Below are 17574 nucleotides of genomic sequence, written 5' to 3'. Positions count from 1 at the left end.
TATGTATTCGTTACTTATTTGAAAAATCCTTTTTCTGTTTTTTATAATAAGATCCAGTTTTCTTCTTTCTTCGCATTAATATGGCTGCATATATTAATAAAGCGGTAACGATGATAACACAGCTGTAAATAATAAAACTAGATCCTATAAAATCACTGAATTTGGTTCCTGATATGTACGCTTTATAAGGCTGGCCTTCAGGATAACGGATATTTATTAAATCACGATTTTGAGGAAAAATACGAGAGGATACTTGTTTGGAAATAAAAGTTTCTTCTTCTATATCTTCCGCGTAAAAGGATAAATGCAAATAGTATGAATTTGTGCTATGGAGGCCGGCATTATAATCACGCTCTTTATTGAAAATAAAAGCCTCGATTTCTATTTTATTGCCACTATAGGATTGAACAACACTTATAACAGCTTTTCCCATAAAAACATATGACATTAAAAATAAGAGAGAAAAGATTCCCAATAGCGAAAAGACAAACAGGTACAGAATAATCTTTGATAAAATCCTGCTTTACGCCTGTAAACCCTTATGGTAATCTAAAGCTGACAAGTAAATACGCAATAATCCACTAGGGGTGCTTATAAAGCTGAGAGAGGCATGTATATACTGCCTTAACCCTTACCAACCTGATCTAGTTTGTACTAGCGGAGGGAAGTGGGCGGGATATGCCTATAGGCAAATGAGATAAAACTTTCTGCCATCTTCCTTCCTGGGGAGATGGCTTTTTTGCGTGCTTTAAAGGAGGTTTATTTTAATGGATAAAATAGTTCAGGATGTATGGAACCGGGAGAAAGAGCTGGTAGAGCTACTCAGCGATTTGATTCGCTTCAGGACACCGGCGCCGCCTGCAAGAAATACAGCGGATATCCAGGCTTATATTGCAAAGTATTTGAAGAAAATGGGTTTTGAAACAGAACAATGGGATGTTTATCCGGGGGATCCAAATGTCGTCGGCCGTCTACAAGGAACTTCTTCTGATGCATATAATAGTTTGATTCTTAATGCACATGTCGATGTCGCTTCTATTGAAGAGGATGAAAAATGGAAGCATGCGCCATTTCAACCGACAGTAGAAGACCGTACATTATACGGACGTGGCGCAGCGGATATGAAAGGTGGACTGGCAGCTTGTTTATTTGCTATGAGAATTTTGCATGACCATCAGGTTGAGCTGGGAGGAGATGTCATTCTTCAATCAGTCATTGGTGAAGAAGTTGGCGAAGCAGGAACGAAGCAATGTGGTGAGCGTGGTTATACAGCAGATTATGCCATTGTTGCAGACACTAGTCATTGTGAAATTCATGGACAGGGCGGTGTTATTACGGGCTGGGTTATAGTGAAAAGCCCAACCACGCATCATGATGGTACACGTAGACAACTTATTCATGCAGGAGGCGGAATGAAGGGAGCGAGTGCGATTGAAAAGATGAACAAGCTGATTACTGCCCTGCAGGAGCTGGAGCGCCATTGGGCAGTGACTAAATCTTATCCAGGTTTCCCGTCGGGCACGAATACGATTAACCCTGCAGTTATTGAGGGAGGTAGACATGCCGCATTTATCGCAGATGAATGCCGCCTGTGGATTACCGTTCACTATTATCCGGATGAGACAGCTGAACAGGTCGCAGAAGAAATTGAGCTGCATTTACGAAAAACAGCGGAAGCAGACGTCTGGATGAGAGACAATCCGCCGGAATTTGAGTGGGGGGGCGAATCGATGATTGTTGACCGGGGTGAAATTTTCCCATCATTCTCAGTAGATGAGGAGCATGCAGCCTTTGCTCTTTTACAGGAGAGTCATCAGGAAGCATTCGGTAAGAAAGCTTCCAGTCGTATGTCTGAAACAGTAACAGATGGGGGATGGCTTGCAGCCTATGGTATTCCTACTGTCTGCTATGGCCCAGGAGAATTAAAGCACGCTCATGCAGTCGATGAACAGATAGATATAGATGAGCTATTAGACTATACAGCGTCATTACTGCGGTTTATTTTGAAATGGTGTAATACAAAAAAACAGAAATAGCGTTGTTCATAAAAAATATATAAAAGGAGCTTTTATAACATGAAATTTTCAGAGCGTATTCGCAAGAAAGCAGACCCGGTTTGGGAGAAAAGTCATCAGCATCCATTTGTACAAGGGATTGGTAATGGAACACTCGATATAGAGGCATTTAAATTTTATATGTGTCAGGATTACAAGTATTTGATAGAGTACTCCAAAGTAATTGCGTTGGGAACGGTGCTTGCAAAAGATTTAGATACGATGTCCGGGTTTGCTAAATCGCTGGACGAAACGTTAAATTTTGAAATGGATCTTCATCGTCAGTATGCTGAACATCTTGGTATTTCAAGGGATGAACTGGAATCTACTGTTCCAGGTCCTGTAACTCTTGCTTACAGCAGTAACATGCTTGCAGAAGCGCAGAAGGGCTCTTTAGCAGCTTTGATTGCAGCAATTCTGCCGTGTGCCTGGAGTTATCACGAAATTGGTCTGGAGCTGGCGAAGAAGCCGGGTGCGCTGGAGCATGAGCAGTACGGAGAATGGGTGAAAATGTACAGCTCGGATGAATTTGGTTCCATCGGTAAGTGGCTGATTGAAAAATTGGATGAACTTGCTGAAGGCTGTACGGAAACAGAACTGAATGATTTAGAAGCTATTTTTCTGAATACCAGCCGCTATGAATATATGTTTTGGGATATGGCGTATAAGCGTGAAGGCTGGCCGGTTTAATGGCAAAGAGATTACCTATAAGATATAAGCCATTTGTGAAATAGTGTATAAATAGGATGTTTGGTATAACAATATTGTCTATAAAATTGAAAAAAGTAGAATGGTTGGATAGACAATGAATAGATTCATGGTAAAATAAAGAAAACGGATATGGAAGATGGGTGAAGCAGATGAAGCTCTGGTGGAGAAGAATAGCAGTCGTATTTATAACTATCTTAACGTTGGGGATATATACACCGACTAACCTTTTAGAAATTGATGCAGATAAACGGAGCGACAGTAATTTATCTTCTTCATCTGATATAGAAACAACATCTGTTATTGAGGAAACCACCCAATCATATATTGTAGGGAATCCAAAGGAAGTTTATCTGGAACATCTGCATAAAGAGGCAAAAGAATTGAGTCTGGAAAAGTTTGGACCAAGAATCACTGATAAAGTAGAGAACGAATTTGCCGCAGTTATTTTGCCGCAAATGGAAACATTACTTGCAGATCTTGTTGAACATTCTGAGGAATATAAAGATATCGCTATTACGGAAAAGCCGTCAGAAGGCTATGGAGAACGAATCTTTAATGTTTCTAATAACAACACAAATGAAACATTGGTAAAGTTTCATGTCCGTCGTGAAAACCGGCCATTAGAAGGACATTATTTTAATTTTCATTATCATTTAAATAAAGACAGGTTCCAAAAGCATTATCACATCGGGGATATCTATTGGGATAAAAATACACCGCCAAAATGGATGGCATAAGAACAAAATTATGTTTTTATATTAAGAAAGGCAAGGAGGCGACGAGCGCTTCCTTGCCTTTTTTTTTATAATAATTTATTCGTTTCCTCTAAATAAGCTCCAATCTTCCGGTCAAATACAACTAAATCTGCATAATTATCTAATGGTGTTTTCTCCTGATTCACAATGACGAGCTTTGCACCATTTTGTTTTGCGATTTCCGGAAATTGATTGGCAGGCGTTACGGATAGGGAGGATCCCAGTACAATAAATAAATCAGCCTGCTTTGCAAGTTCAAAAGCAGCAGAGAAGGCATCCTCTGGGAGCATTTCTCCAAATAACACAATAGAAGGTCTGAGTATTCCACCACAGGAACAGTAGTAATCTTCATCTACATAAGCAGAGCTGTCATAAACTTTTCCGCAGCTTTGGCAATGAAGCTTCTGCAGCGTTCCATGAAGCTCATGAACATGTTTGCTGCCTGCATCCTGATGGAAGCCGTCTACATTCTGAGTAATGATGGCCTGAATAAGTCCATTCTTCTCCCAATCGGCTAGAATTTGATGGCCTTTATGCGGACCGAATTCCTTTACACCAAGAACACGTTCCCGATAAAATTCGGTAAAATCTTCTACGTGATGATTTAAAGCATCTACGCTTGCGATTTTACTCGGGTCTTTTTTTCTCCAAATTCCTCGGTTTGTTGAACGAAAATCAGGCAGTCCACTTTCTGTAGACATTCCTGCACCAGTGAAAATAACGGTATGATTGGAATCTTTTAACCATTCATGAAGCATCGAGACCCCTCCTCTTCTATATGTTTTCTATTATACATGTTGTTGGAGCTATATGCGACTAATATTGACAGGTAAAATAGAATATGGTATTACATGTAATAGAGGTTTAGCACTCTGCGTGCAAGAGTGCTAAAAAAAGAAAAAGGAGAGGGAATGTCATGGCAAAGCGGAAATTTAAAGCAGAATCACAGAAGTTATTAGATATGGTAATTAATTCAATCTATTCACAGCGGGAGGTTTTTCTGCGTGAATTAATTTCAAATGCAAGTGATGCGATTGATAAAATTTATTATAAAGCATTAACAGACGATTCTTTAACTTTTGATCAGAGCAGCTACTACATTAAACTGATTCCAAATAAAGATAAGCGTACACTGACAGTCATTGATACGGGGATTGGAATGACAAAGGAAGAGCTGGAAAATAACCTTGGGGTGATTGCTAAAAGCGGCTCACACACCTTTAAATCTGAAAATGAAATTAAAGATGGTCATGATATTATCGGCCAATTTGGTGTTGGCTTTTACGCTGCATTTATGGTGGCAGATAAAGTAACTGTACTTACGAAATCAATTGATAGTGAAGAAGGGTATAAATGGGTTTCACAGGGATCAGACGGCTACACAATTACACCAATTGAACGTGAAGAAGTTGGAACAGAGATTATTCTTGAAATAAAAGAAAATGAAGACGAAGAAAATTATGATGAATTTTTAGATGAATTCAAGTTAAAACAAATCGTAAAGAAATACTCTGACTTTATCCGTTATCCAATTAAAATGGATGTTACTGAAAGTAAGTTAAAAGAAGGTACAGAAGATGAGTATGAAGATGTCATTGAAGAACAGACGCTCAATACAATGGTTCCAATCTGGAAGAAAAATAAGAGCGAACTGACAGATGAGGACTATCAGAACTTCTATCAGGAAAAACATTACGGATTTGATCAGCCATTACGTCATATCCATATTAATGTGGATGGTACCGTCCGTTATAATGCTATTTTGTTTATACCAGAACAGGCACCTTTTAATTACTACTCCAGAGAATATGAAAAAGGTCTGGAGCTGTATTCTAATGGTGTGTTGATTATGGAAAAATGTGCAGATTTACTGCCTGATTACTTCAGCTTTGTGAAAGGGATGGTTGATTCAGAAGACTTGTCCTTAAATATTTCCAGGGAAATGCTTCAGCATGACCGTCAGCTGAAAATCATTGCGAAAAATATTCATAAGAAAATAAAACAACAGTTGCTCAGCCTGCTGCGCGATGACAGAGAGAAATATGAAACATTCTTTAAAGCATTTGGCCAGCAAATTAAATTTGGTGTGTACAGTGATTTTGGCCAGCATAAGGAAGAACTGCAGGATCTGCTTCTGTTCTACTCTTCGAAGGAAAAGAAGCTGGTAACCTTAGAGGAATATGTATCACGCATGCCGGAGGACCAAAAATATATTTATTATGCTTCAGGGGACTCCAATGAGCGTATTGAAAAACTCCCACAGACTGAAATTGTTGCCGATAAAGGCTATGAAATCCTTTATTTCACAGATGAGATTGATGAATTCGCAATTAAAATGCTGATGAAATATCAGGAGAAAGAATTCCGTTCTGTTTCCAGCGGAGACCTGGGTATTGAAGAGGATAATAAAGAGGAAGAGAAGGAAGAAACGGAAAGCCATAATGAGCTGTTCAAAGCAATGAAAGAGGTTCTCGGAGATAAAGTGAAGGATGTACGAGCCTCCAAACGTCTGAAATCACATCCGGTTGTCCTTTCTGCAGATGGAGAGATTTCCTTGGAGATGGAGAAAATTATAAACGCTATGCCGGATGACCAGCAGATTAAAGCAGACAAAGTACTTGAAATTAATGTAGATCATAGTATTTTTAAAGCACTCGAAGCAGCACAGGGAAATGATCAGGATAAATTAGAATTATATACAAATCTACTTTATAACCAGGCGCTGTTAATTGAAGGGCTGCCGATTGAAGATCCGGTGGCATTTACGAATGATATGAGTAAGATTATGGTTTGATTCCATTTAGAAAACATCGTATAGAGGGAGACCTTTTATACGGTGTTTTTTACTTTATTCATCAGCATTTCTGAATCTCTGCAGGAACGATATATTTATTTTGTGAATTCAGAATGTTAAAATGATATCAATATAATTTTTTATATGGCAAGAGGATTTTATGAGGGTAAGCGTAATTGCAAATGAAATTAACAAACAGGTAGAAAATTATTTATCTCTTTATCCTGAAGAGCAGGAAAGGTTAGCACCACTTATTCATCAGCTTAACGAAAATAAAACAGATATTTTTTCGAAAAAATCACTCCCGGGACACATCACTGCAAGTGCAATTATAATAAAAGAATCCAATCCTGATTATATGTTAATGATGCTTCATCAAAACTTGAAAAAATGGCTGCAGCCAGGCGGTCATGTAGACCCAGATGAAAGACCGGTTGAATCAGCTGTCAGAGAGCTGAAAGAAGAAACAGGAATGGATGGGGAAGTGGATGCAGCAGTTTCTCTCATCCCTTTAGATATTGATATTCATACGATTCCTGCCAATCCAAAAAAAGGGGAAGGGGCTCATCAGCATTACGATTTCAGGTATATCGTGAAAGTAAACACGGAAGTTATATTGGGGAACATAGAGAATAATAAAGTTGCCTGGGTACATATAAAGGATATAGATAACAACGGGTTAAAAATATTGATAGAAAAATTGAGGCAACGCAAAGAAGTAAAAATAGGGGAGTGAACTTAAAATAGGCAGTAAAAAAGAATGAGTTGATTATTCCCTTTCAAGCCGTTAAATTTATTAAAAAATTAAAAGAAGCTTTTAAAGAAATTCAGCTAAATCCCTTTGGAGTTGTTGAAAAAAAGAGATTTAGCTGATATTTTTGGTTACGACATATATTATTAACGTAAAAATTATGAGATCGCTTATACAATCGGCCAGAGTGAAGATGGCAGAAATGTTATCATTGCCTTGGTTGGAATATGAGAACAATTTTATCAAGCGTTAAATAGATATATCAAAACACCAAAATAATTTATCAATTACTTCCGATACATCTTAAACTGTAAAAACAGCTCATTATAAAACGCCAGACTTTCCTTCCCGAGATTTTTATAAACCTCAAGCTTATCCGTCAATGCAGCATCCGGGTAAAAGCGTTCATCGTTCACCATTTCTTCAGGCATATATTTCAAAGCTTCTTTATTCGGCGTAGAGTAGCTGACATATTCTGTGTTCTGTGCAGAAATCTCAGGGTCCAGCATAAAGTTAATAAATTCATGTGCACCTTCGATATTTTTGGCAGTTTTGGGAATAACAAAATTGTCAAACCAAAGATTAGAGCCTTCCTCAGGAACCACATAGTCCATTGCTTCATTTTCCCACATAATATCTGCAGCATCCCCGGACCAGCCGACTGCCACTGCGGCTTCATTATTCACCATCAGCATTTTGTTTTCATCCCCGACGATGGCACGGATATTAGGAGTCAGCTTTTCCAATTGATCCAATGTTTCATATAGATGCTCTGGATTTGTGTCGTTCAGAGAATAACCGAGTGTGTTTAAGCCCATACCTATAATTTCCCGGGCTCCATCAACAAGCAGAATCTGGTTCTCCAGGCGCGGGTCCCATAAATCATGCCATCCTGTTATTTCCATTCCCTCCGGAAGCAGCTCCGGGTTGAATATAATGCCTACTGTTCCCCAAAAATAAGGGATTGAATAGCGATTATTCTCATCAAAAGGCAGATTTAAGAAGCGATCATCAATATATTGCAGGTTTGGAGTTTTATCATGATCCAGCTCAAAGAGCAAGTCTTCTTCTTTCATTTTTTCAATAGTATATTCAGAAGGAACGGCGATATCATATGTTGTGCCGCCCTGTTCAATTTTGGTCATCATTGCTTCATTGGAATCGAAGGTCTCATAAATAACAGTGATTCCTGTTTCTTCTTCAAATTGCTGAATGACATCCGGGTCAATATAGTCTCCCCAGTTATATACGGTAAGTGTGTTGTCGCCGGAAAAACCCTGTGCAGCATTCAGACGGTTAATAACTATGAGTAAAACAACAGACACAACGAGAATAATAAGAAACGAACGGTTTAAAGCCTTCATCGTCTAAAGTTCGCCCCCTTTGTACCTGAGCGGCTTGCCAGGTAATAATAGACAACGACAAAAATGACAGTAATAACAAACATCAGTGTTGATAATGCATTAATATTTAAGGAGACGCCTCTTCTTGCCAGGGAATAGATTTCTACAGACAGTGTTGAAAATCCATTTCCAGTTACAAAGAAGGTCACTGCAAAATCATCTAAGGAGTACGTTAAAGCCATAAAGAAGCCGGCAAAGATTCCTGGTGCTATATAGGGCAGTGTTACTTTCGTCAAAACATTCCAATGGCTTGCTCCTAAATCGCGCGCTGCATCCTCTAAAGAGGGCGACATTTCCATCAGCTTCGGCAAAACCATCAGTACAACAATCGGTATACTGAATGCAATATGAGATAAAAGAACAGAATAAAATCCGAGCTGAATCCCCGCCATGGTAAAGAGAATCAAAAAGCTTGCTCCCATAATAACGTCAGGACTGACAATAAGGACATTATTTAATGAAAGCAATGTATTTCTAGTCTGTCTCCGTTTATAGGAGCGTATCCCGATAGCGCCGAGTACACCTGTTATTGTAGCAATAAGTGCAGATAATAAAGCAATGACTACTGTATTCAAGACGATAATTAACAGCCGGGTATCATGCAATAATTCCCGGTACCAATCAAGGGTAAATCCTTCAAAATGGCTCATAGTACCGCCGCTGTTAAAGGAATAGAAAATCAGGTAAAAGATAGGTGCGTATAAAATAAAAAAGATAAGCAGCAAAAATAGATTTGCGAACGAAGAAGATTTTTTCTCCATATTACACACCTCTCCTTCTAATCGAAGTCAGTGCCATAAAGCCGACCATGATGATAATTAAAAATACAGCAATGGTCGCGCCCATTCCCCAGTTCTGTGTCACGAGAAACTGCTGTTCAATCGCTGTCCCCAGCGTAATTACCCGGTTTCCTGCGATAAGTCGTGTCAGCATAAACAGGGATAAAGCCGGAATAAAAACAACCTGGCATCCTGATTTGACACCGTCCAATGTCAACGGGAAGATAACTCTTCGGAATGTTGTCCATTTAGATGCTCCCAAATCACTTGCTGCATAAAGCAGGCTGGGATTTAATTTATCCAGAGCATTAAAAATAGGTAAAATCATAAAAGGAATAAAAATATACACAGCAACAAATACAAAGCTGAAATCGGTAAATAAGAGCTGTCTGGATCCAATGCCGGCCCACTCTAAAAAACGGTTGGCAGCGCCGTGTGTGCCAAAAATTCCAATGAAGGCATAGGCTTTTAATAATAAATTGATCCAGGAAGGAACAATAATGAGCAGAAGCCATAGCTGCTTATGCTTGGTACGCGTCAGAATATAAGCTGTCGGATATGCTATGAGCAGCGAAATAACGGTTATCAAAAAAGCGTACCAAAAGGAATTTAAGGTCATTTGCAAATAAGTTGCAGTAAAAAAGTTTTTATAATTTGTAAAAGAGAAGTTCCCATTAATATCAAAAAAGGAAAAGTAAACAACCAAAAGAATCGGTGCAATAACGAATATAATAATCCACAGTGCATAAGGGAGCATAAACAAATTTCGGAAGGTTTTATTTTGCATCGTTCTCATCCTCACCATAGGCATCGAGGCGGCGGTCGAAGTCTTCCTCTGATTCATTTAACCGCATAACATGAATGTCCTCAGGTGTGAAGCGGAGCCCGACATCCTCGCCGATAGTTGCTTTTTTGGTCGATTGAACAAGCCATTCATTGCCGGTATCATCCATACAAGTAATTTCATAGTGCACCCCGCGGAATAATTGAGCTTGAACCGTAACGCGAATGCTTCCCTGTTCTACAGAAGTAATTTCCATATCCTCCGGCCGAATGACAATTTCAACAGCTTCATTCGGGTCCATCCCCTGGTCTACACATTCAAATTGTTTACCGGCAAATTCGACCAGAAAATCCTGAATCATTGTTGCCCGGATAATATTTGACTCGCCGATAAAGTCTGCAACAAACCGGTTAATCGGCTCATCATAAATATCGTTAGGTGTGCCGCTTTGCTGAATTTTTCCTTTGTTTAATACAAAGATTTCATCCGACATAGCAAGAGCTTCCTCCTGGTCATGTGTCACGAAAATAAAGGTAATCCCAAGACGTCTCTGCAGCTCCCGCAATTCATATTGCATTTGATAACGAAGCTTCAAGTCCAGTGCCGAGAGCGGTTCATCCAGCAGGATAATGGCAGGCTCATTGACAATGGCGCGGGCAATTGCTACACGCTGCTTTTGACCGCCGGACATATCCGTAATCTCCCGGTTTTCATAGCCTTTTAAATTTACAAAGCTGAGCGCTTCTTTGACCTTGGCATCCATATCTGCTTTTTTAACCTTTTTAATCCGTAACCCAAAAGCAACATTTTCATATACATTAAGGTGGGGGAACAGGGCATAATCTTGAAAAACGGTATTAATTGGACGCTTATTAGCTGGCACGTGATTAATCTTTTTTCCTTCAAAAAGAATATCGCCCGAAGTTGCTTCTGTAAATCCGGCGATTAAACGGAGAATCGTTGTCTTCCCACATCCAGAAGGACCGAGCAACGTATAAAATTTACCTTTTTCTATTTCAAAACTGACGTGATCTAAAACAGGTGCATCATCGTCAAATTGTTTCATCACATGATTGAATTGAATAATTGGTTTTTTTGCCATTTCAGACTCCTTTTTACATATAGATATCTAATAAAAAATCCTTTGCATATATTCACGTGTGAACATAAAGGAGTGCTATCATTCTTATCAGATTCGAAATAATTATACACGAAAATATATCATTTGAAATCAATTTTTTTTAGGTATTATTTTGAAGGAAAAAGCAGATAACGATACCGAAAAAATAAATAATCAAATTAATTTTTGAAATTCTCATATTTTGTTCAATATTTAAGGTTATGAAATAGCAGAATCGGGGAATATGATTATTAGGTCGGAGGTTAAACGAATGTAAGAATAAATTTTTTATAAAAGGTTTACAGGAAAGAGAAATAGTAAACACTTATTAATAGAAAACCTGGCTCCTGCCTGCCATACAATAGTCACATTTTATAAAAAAAGTGACACGATGTCATGAAAAAAATTGACTTATGACATCGTGTCACTTAATATAGAATTATAGAACATGACATTGTGTCACATGAGCTTATGGAGGAGCAAGAATATGCCTACATCTACATTTTTTAATTTGAACGACTCAAAAAGGGCTAAATTATTGCAAGCAGCAGAAAAAGAATTTGCAAGAGCTCCGTTACCACAAGCCTCCATTGCGAATATTGTAAAGCTTGCAGGTGTTTCAAGAGGAAGTTTTTATCAATATTTTAACGGTAAAGAAGATGCATTTTATTATTTATTAAAGATCCATACAGATAAGCGCCGGGCATACTTTTTAAAGCTGTTACAGGAAAAGGACGGAGATCTGATGGCTTCTATGGATCAGGTTTTTCGCACAATGCTTATCGAGCTTTCTGAAGAGGAGCATTTACAATTCTTAAAAAATGCCGTGCTTAATGTCACGCATGAAATTGAAGATTCATTTACGGAGTTATTCTTAGGGAAACAGCCAGAGGTAGATGCAGTGAATCAAGTAAAGGATCTGGTGGATTTTAAAAAATTAAATATTGATAATAAACAAGAGTTCTTCCATGTTATGCAGATTTTAACATCTGTCACATTTCGAAATATTGTGGATCAGCTATCCAGAAATCTTTCTCATGAAAAAGCTATAGAGAATTTTCGTATTGAAATGGACCTGTTAAGCAAAGGTTTATCAAAGGTAAAGAAGCAAGTATAAACTTTTCCATTTGTGCGACGGGTGCGATGACCCGGTCATAATTTGGTATTTACCCAAAGGTTTAGCAAAGGTCAAGTTTTCTAATGATTTAGGAAAAGAAACTATATAAAAATGGGGTATGATTAATGACAGTAACAATTTATGGTGCAGCATGCTCATCAACAAGAAAAGCAAAACAATGGTTTACGAAAAACGGAATTGAATATACAGAACGTAATGTAATCAGAGAACCTTTGACAGTCAATGAATTACAAAATATTCTTCGTATGACAGTAGAAGGAACAGATGAAATTATTTCTACACGCTCTAAAATTTATAAAGATTTAGATCTTGATATTGAAGCATTGCCGTTGCAGGAGTTATTAGAGATTATTCAAGAATATCCCCGTCTTTTACGCAGTCCGATTATGGTAGACGCGAAAAGATTGCAAGTTGGCTATCATGAAGAGGATATCCGCCAGTTTTTACCGCGGAAAACGAGAGAAAGCCAATGGCTGCAATGGAGAAAGAATCATCTTCGTGTTGCGGAAAGCTGATAGAATGATGAATTAACGGAGGAGACAATGCAATTTATTGCCAAACAACCGTATGTAAAAGTTGTCCGTCAAGTAAGCGTATTAGAACAAAAGGATACGGAAGAACAACGTTATATGTACCTTTATGAAGATAAGATTGTCACACGATACCGGGAATTCTCAATTGAAGATGTTATGGATATTTCATACCGGCTCACTGGAAAAAAAGAAAAAGGAATGCTTTATTTACACACTCTTAAAGGAGTTTATGCCTACATTATAAAATCTTCACCGGAACAGTTTATCGATGCGTTTAAAGCTCGAACACATAGTACCACCCATCGGAATTAAGGGAATATAATGAGCAGCTCGAAGTTTTTACAAGAAACTTCCTTCGGGCTGATTCTTCTGCGCCCAAAGCCTTAGCTCATCTTCCTCGGAGCTTATATGGTTTTATCCACTTTCAATAATATAACCTATGAAGGAAACTCTGAGTGAATGAGATGTCACTTGGGGTTTTTAACTTATTTATAGAAAAATGCTGATAGAAGTGAAAATGAAATATAAAAAAATTATGCGGTTAGAAGATGATTCTAATAATGAAGAGGAGTTATTTTTCTCAATTCTTCTCTATCACAGGTCCATCATATGATACTAGGCGAATAACCAAAATTCGTCCTATTTTTTTCTTTGTGCATAAGCTGATTTTAGAGGTGATGAAAATGGTATATCTGAACCGGCAAAAGCGCATTTATGCAGATGATATAAAGGGTGCTTCGTCTAATCAGGAAACATTTATTTATGCTCATGCAAGTGAGAGAGAACAAAAACAGCTGGAAATGCAAAGGGAATCTACAGAAGTATTACAGCAGCTTCAGCGGGATGTTTTTGCAAAAAATCAGCAGCTGGAACGCATTGCGAAAAGATTAAAGGAGATGGACAAAAATAGAAAGAATCATCAGCAGGTGCAGGAGAAGGTATTAGATCGATTAGATTTGCTTGATGAAAATTCAAGGAGTGAAAGCGGACAGCTTGCACAGGTTCTTGCTATTCAAAAGAAGGCTGAGGCAGAGACAGATGATATTAAGAATAACCAGGCATCTATTCATGTTAAGCTTGAAAAAATAGAGGATGTAAATGCAATAATATCAAAAAAAGTGGAGGAGCAGGGAAATAAGTTAGAAGAAATTTATAATCAGACGGGACAAAGAGAAGAAGAACTCACGCTGCTCCATGAAAGAATCGATACACAGGAGGCATGGCTTGAGAAATTGATGCGTCAGGTCCATGATTTACGTGGAATCATTTATGAGAGAGCAGATGAAGTGATAAAGAAGATAGAAAAAAGTATACAATTGTTTGGCGGCAAGTGGAATGTTGTTCATCGGGAAGATACAAAGTCATCTAAAGAAACATTAAAGAAGTGAGCTGTTTCATAAGAAACGGCTCACTTCTTTAATGGGTACATATGCGACTAAACATTTATGAGGTTTAATATTCCTTTTAAGCAGCATCATTTCTCTTTAAAGAATGAAAGTGATAAAATCAGATTGATACATTGTGAACTGAAAATAGAGAATAAATATAGAATTAATGACGACAAATACGAGGTGGCAAAACATGAAAACAACAAGTTTCCGAGATACTTGGGCGGAAGTATCTCTGCAGGCTTTAGCCTTTAATGTAAAACAATTCAAACAGCATATTCATAAAGAAGCACGCTTTATGGCTGTTGTGAAGGCAGATGGATATGGTCACGGAGCTGTAGAAATTGCTGAAGAAGCATTAGCTAATGGAGCGGACTGGCTTGGAGTTGCTTTTTTAGATGAAGCACTGGCCTTAAGAGAAGCAGGGATTATTGCACCTGTATTAATACTAGGCTATACACCGGGTTATGCAGTCCATAAAGCAATAGAGCAGGATATAACACTGACAGTCTATTCGCAGGAAACAATAGAAGCAATTCGCCAGGCAGCAATAACTTTAGAGAAAAAGGCAAAGGTTCACATCAAAGTGGATACAGGAATGACGCGTATTGGTATCCGGTCAGTGGAAGAAGCATTGGAGTTATGTCAAGCCTTAGACCAGGAAGAAATAGAAGTAGAGGGAATCTTTACTCATTTTGCGGAGGCGGATAATGGCAAGTCAAGTGAGTATACGTATCAGCAATTTGAAAGATTCCAGCAGATTTATCAGGCAGTAGAAGCGAATGGGTACAAAATTCCTATCAAGCATTGCTGTAACAGCGCCGGGACGATTGCATATACGGAAATGCACCTGGATATGGTTCGTGTAGGAGTAAGCCTGTATGGTCTTTATCCGGAGCCTCATTTAAAGGGAATTCTGCCGCTGAAGCAGGTGATGAGCTTGAAAACAAAGCCTGTACTTATTAAGCCTGTTCCGGCTGGACAATCTATCAGCTATGGCAGAACCTATACAACAAAGGAAGAAGTAAAAATTGCTACCTTACCAATCGGCTATGCAGATGGATTATCACGTCTCTTATCCAATCAGGGGCATGTTACCATTCGTGGGAAGGAATGTCTGATTGTCGGACGCATCTGTATGGACCAGACGATGGTGGATGTTTCGAACATAGATGATGTTCATGAGAATGATATTGTTACCATTTTTGGCGCCCCCAGTGAAGGATATGTTTCTTTGGACATTGTAGCAAAACAAATGCAAACCATTCATTATGAAACAGTTTGTTTAATTGGAAAACGTGTACCGCGAAAATATGTGAGGTAAAGTAAAACTTCATTTAGCAGTTTCTTTTCGGTGTACTGCGATAAAAATTGGAATAGGAATGATAAAGGATGACTCCTTTTACACATGAGGTTATCAAAATAATACAGCAAATACCACCAGGAAAGGTTATGACTTATGGACAAATAGCCAGAGAGGCCGGTAATCCTAGAGCTGCGAGACAGGTTGTCCGGATCCTCCATTCAATGAGCAGAAAGCATAACCTGCCCTGGCACCGTGTAATCAATGCAAAAGGCCAGCTGGCAATTCCAAATGAAGAGGCAAATTGGGAGCAGCGCACCCGTTTGGAGGCGGAAGATATTCATGTAAGTTCTGCCGGGCGTGTGAATTTAAAAGAGTACCAATGGATTCCAGACTGATAAGCATCTAACTGTATTTCTATTTGTCAACTAGGTATAATACAGGTAAATAACTGCTTTTAAAAAGCGTTTTCATTCCTGTCTGTTTATGTTCCTTTGTAATCATATGAGCAATATAGAAGGTTCGCGTTATAAAGAAGTCTATTTATAGGCGAACAAAGTAAATGTGCATCCATATGTTTGCATAGACTGATTAAGAATCAGATAAACATTCCTGGACAAAAAGAAATAAATTGATAATATAGGAGGATGCTCCGTGAAAATAGTTGGTATTTCTGGTTCAACGGTCGGCTCAAAAACAAGAGTTGCAGTGGACCATGTATTAAAGTATATGGAAAAAGAACATACTGGAGTAGATATAGAACTGTTAGATTTAAAGGACTACAATGTGGTATTCAGTGACGGACGTCCTTACAAAGATTATACAGGTGACACAAAAGTCTTGTTGGAAAAAATTATGCAGGCTGATGGAATCCTGATCGGAATGCCTGTTTTTCAAGCATCTATTCCAGGAACATTAAAGAATATTTTTGATCTGCTTCCTGTCGATGCTTTTCGGAATAAAATGGTTGCAATTGTAGCAACTGCGGGCACAACGAAGCACTATTTAGTGCCGGAACAGCATTTAAAACCGATTCTTCACTATATGCATGCATGGGTAATTCCCAAATATGTATTTGTTGAAGAAAAGGATTATACAAACTATATAATCACGAATCAAAATGTTATTGATCGTTTAAATAAATTATCAGATGATCTTATTCATTATGTGGATATCCTGCAGAAGCATCCGGAAATAACGCCATTTATATAAAGTGAGGCTTTAGGAATACTATGCTGTAATCTAAAAAGTCCTTTTACGAAATTATGTTTTCGCAAAAGGGCTTTTTACGTATTTATAGACATATTTTTCTCATGAGCTGTTACCAGGCAACTCCTTTGTGTTTGGAGTCAATGGTAAACAGGCTATGGGCAATAAGAAATTGTGCACTATAGTAAGTAAGCATAATAACTTCATTTGCGGCTGCAAAACTGGATATGAACATATTCCAGGCAAGCATACCGTCGGAAATGATAAATAAAATACTTCCTAGAACAGCCCAGCGGTTCCCCGTCATTACAGCCGTAAATGTCATCAGGGTAATGATTCCAATATAAGCGATGACAGGGATGATAAGGGTTGTCTCCCCATCAGTCTGCAGTCTGCTTATAAGCTGATAACCAATCCAGCAGGCAAAAAGAATAAGTGGTATAGAAGAAAGAAATCTTGGTAAAGAAAAGCGCCATTCTTTTAAAAAGCCGATTGTATAGAATACATGACCAACAAAAAAAGCAGTTAAGCCGATTAAAAACCAATGCAACGTTGCATCCCCAATCAGGCAAAATATAATACCGCCAATAATCCAATAATGTACAGCCTTTCGTTTTGGCAGTGATTGCTCAAAAGCATAGATCAGAATAAGCACCATTGGAATTACCTTAAAGAAAATACTGAATGCTAACGGCTCTGATGGTGAAATAAATATATAGACAATTCCTGTAGTCAGAATCAATATGGGTAAACGATAGAGCATCAAATTGGACACATTCCCTTCATTTATCAGGATGAGAATCTTCAGATAAGTTTAGTTTAATCATAGTAAAAAAATGCTTATATAACAAA

At 38.2% G+C, this 17574-nt stretch carries 19 protein-coding genes and 1 riboswitch; of the genes, 12 read left to right on the top strand and 7 right to left on the bottom strand.

Going from position 1 to position 17574, the window contains the following annotated elements; genetic code table 11:
- Positions 1-10: 10 nt before the first annotated feature.
- Positions 11-433 carry a hypothetical protein gene (locus MKY30_RS03820; protein ID WP_341082855.1) on the bottom strand — a complete coding sequence of 141 codons (423 nt, stop codon included), beginning with the start codon at positions 431-433 and terminating at the stop codon, positions 11-13.
- A gap of 140 nt (positions 434-573) precedes the next feature.
- A riboswitch (TPP riboswitch) is annotated at positions 574-683 on the top strand.
- 84 nt (positions 684-767) lie between these two features.
- Here MKY30_RS03820 and MKY30_RS03815 point away from each other — a divergent pair.
- From MKY30_RS03815 to MKY30_RS03805, 3 genes are all read left to right on the top strand, one after another.
- Positions 768-2036, top strand: a complete 1269-nt coding sequence (locus MKY30_RS03815; protein ID WP_341082853.1) for an acetylornithine deacetylase — start codon at positions 768-770, stop codon at positions 2034-2036.
- Positions 2037-2075: 39 nt separating this feature from the next.
- Complete coding sequence (tenA, locus tag MKY30_RS03810; protein ID WP_156985230.1) at positions 2076-2744, top strand: thiaminase II; 669 nt, start codon at positions 2076-2078, stop codon at positions 2742-2744.
- A 170-nt stretch (positions 2745-2914) separates the two neighbouring features.
- Complete coding sequence (locus MKY30_RS03805; RefSeq protein ID WP_147211748.1) at positions 2915-3502, top strand: YpjP family protein; 588 nt, start codon at positions 2915-2917, stop codon at positions 3500-3502.
- 65 nt (positions 3503-3567) lie between these two features.
- Here MKY30_RS03805 and MKY30_RS03800 read toward each other — a convergent pair whose 3' ends face one another.
- On the bottom strand, positions 3568-4278 hold the full coding sequence (locus MKY30_RS03800; protein WP_147211749.1) for an NAD-dependent protein deacylase: 711 nt from the start codon (positions 4276-4278) through the stop codon (positions 3568-3570).
- Positions 4279-4436: 158 nt separating this feature from the next.
- Here MKY30_RS03800 and htpG point away from each other — a divergent pair, with 158 nt between their 5' ends.
- Complete coding sequence (gene htpG / locus MKY30_RS03795; RefSeq protein ID WP_339283452.1) at positions 4437-6314, top strand: molecular chaperone HtpG; 1878 nt, start codon at positions 4437-4439, stop codon at positions 6312-6314.
- A 160-nt stretch (positions 6315-6474) separates the two neighbouring features.
- Entirely contained in the window at positions 6475-7050 is a 576-nt protein-coding gene (locus MKY30_RS03790) for an NUDIX hydrolase (protein ID WP_341082852.1), read from the top strand.
- 302 nt (positions 7051-7352) lie between these two features.
- On the opposite strand, the gene MKY30_RS03785 is transcribed toward MKY30_RS03790, so the two are convergent.
- From MKY30_RS03785 to MKY30_RS03770, 4 genes are read right to left on the bottom strand one after another with little or no spacing between them, the layout of a single operon-like run.
- Positions 7353-8429, bottom strand: coding sequence for an ABC transporter substrate-binding protein (locus MKY30_RS03785; RefSeq protein ID WP_341082851.1), 1077 nt, complete (start codon positions 8427-8429; stop codon positions 7353-7355).
- Positions 8426-9229: an ABC transporter permease subunit gene (locus tag MKY30_RS03780; protein WP_156985226.1), complete on the bottom strand. Its 804-nt coding sequence runs from the start codon at positions 9227-9229 to the stop codon at positions 8426-8428. Before MKY30_RS03780 ends, MKY30_RS03785 begins: the two co-directional genes overlap by 4 nt.
- A gap of 1 nt (position 9230) precedes the next feature.
- Positions 9231-10034 (bottom strand): ABC transporter permease, encoded by an 804-nt coding sequence (locus MKY30_RS03775; RefSeq protein WP_156985225.1) that lies wholly within the window; start codon positions 10032-10034, stop codon positions 9231-9233.
- A complete protein-coding gene (locus tag MKY30_RS03770) occupies positions 10024-11133 on the bottom strand; it encodes a polyamine ABC transporter ATP-binding protein (RefSeq protein ID WP_156985224.1) in 1110 nt (369 codons plus the stop codon). The genes MKY30_RS03775 and MKY30_RS03770 overlap by 11 nt, the downstream gene beginning before the upstream one ends.
- 505 nt (positions 11134-11638) lie before the next feature.
- On the opposite strand from MKY30_RS03770, the gene MKY30_RS03765 reads away from it, so the two are divergent.
- The 7 genes from MKY30_RS03765 (at position 11639) to MKY30_RS03735 (ending at position 16725) form a co-directional block, all read left to right on the top strand.
- The gene (locus MKY30_RS03765) at positions 11639-12268 is read left to right on the top strand and encodes a TetR/AcrR family transcriptional regulator (protein WP_147211756.1); all 630 of its coding nucleotides are present in this window, start codon (positions 11639-11641) and stop codon (positions 12266-12268) included.
- Between the two features lie 125 nt (positions 12269-12393).
- Entirely contained in the window at positions 12394-12804 is a 411-nt protein-coding gene (locus MKY30_RS03760; RefSeq protein WP_147211757.1) for a Spx/MgsR family RNA polymerase-binding regulatory protein, read from the top strand.
- Between the two features lie 27 nt (positions 12805-12831).
- Entirely contained in the window at positions 12832-13134 is a 303-nt protein-coding gene (locus MKY30_RS03755; RefSeq protein ID WP_156985223.1) for a hypothetical protein, read from the top strand.
- A gap of 371 nt (positions 13135-13505) precedes the next feature.
- Positions 13506-14210, top strand: coding sequence for a hypothetical protein (locus MKY30_RS03750; RefSeq protein WP_156985222.1), 705 nt, complete (start codon positions 13506-13508; stop codon positions 14208-14210).
- A 193-nt stretch (positions 14211-14403) separates the two neighbouring features.
- Positions 14404-15534: an alanine racemase gene (gene alr / locus MKY30_RS03745; RefSeq protein WP_341082850.1), complete on the top strand. Its 1131-nt coding sequence runs from the start codon at positions 14404-14406 to the stop codon at positions 15532-15534.
- A 68-nt stretch (positions 15535-15602) separates the two neighbouring features.
- Positions 15603-15911, top strand: coding sequence for an MGMT family protein (locus tag MKY30_RS03740; protein ID WP_147211761.1), 309 nt, complete (start codon positions 15603-15605; stop codon positions 15909-15911).
- 256 nt (positions 15912-16167) lie between these two features.
- A complete protein-coding gene (locus tag MKY30_RS03735; RefSeq protein WP_147211762.1) occupies positions 16168-16725 on the top strand; it encodes an NADPH-dependent FMN reductase in 558 nt (185 codons plus the stop codon).
- A gap of 109 nt (positions 16726-16834) precedes the next feature.
- On the opposite strand, the gene MKY30_RS03730 is transcribed toward MKY30_RS03735, so the two are convergent.
- Positions 16835-17485, bottom strand: coding sequence for a lysoplasmalogenase (locus MKY30_RS03730; protein ID WP_339286335.1), 651 nt, complete (start codon positions 17483-17485; stop codon positions 16835-16837).
- Positions 17486-17574 lie beyond the last annotated feature (89 nt).

This window comes from Oceanobacillus sp. FSL W8-0428, from assembly GCF_038004405.1.
In the GTDB taxonomy this organism is placed as follows: domain Bacteria; phylum Bacillota; class Bacilli; order Bacillales; family Amphibacillaceae; genus Oceanobacillus; species Oceanobacillus sojae.
Note: the sequence above shows the minus strand (reverse complement) of the source record. Positions and strands in the feature narration are given on the sequence as shown.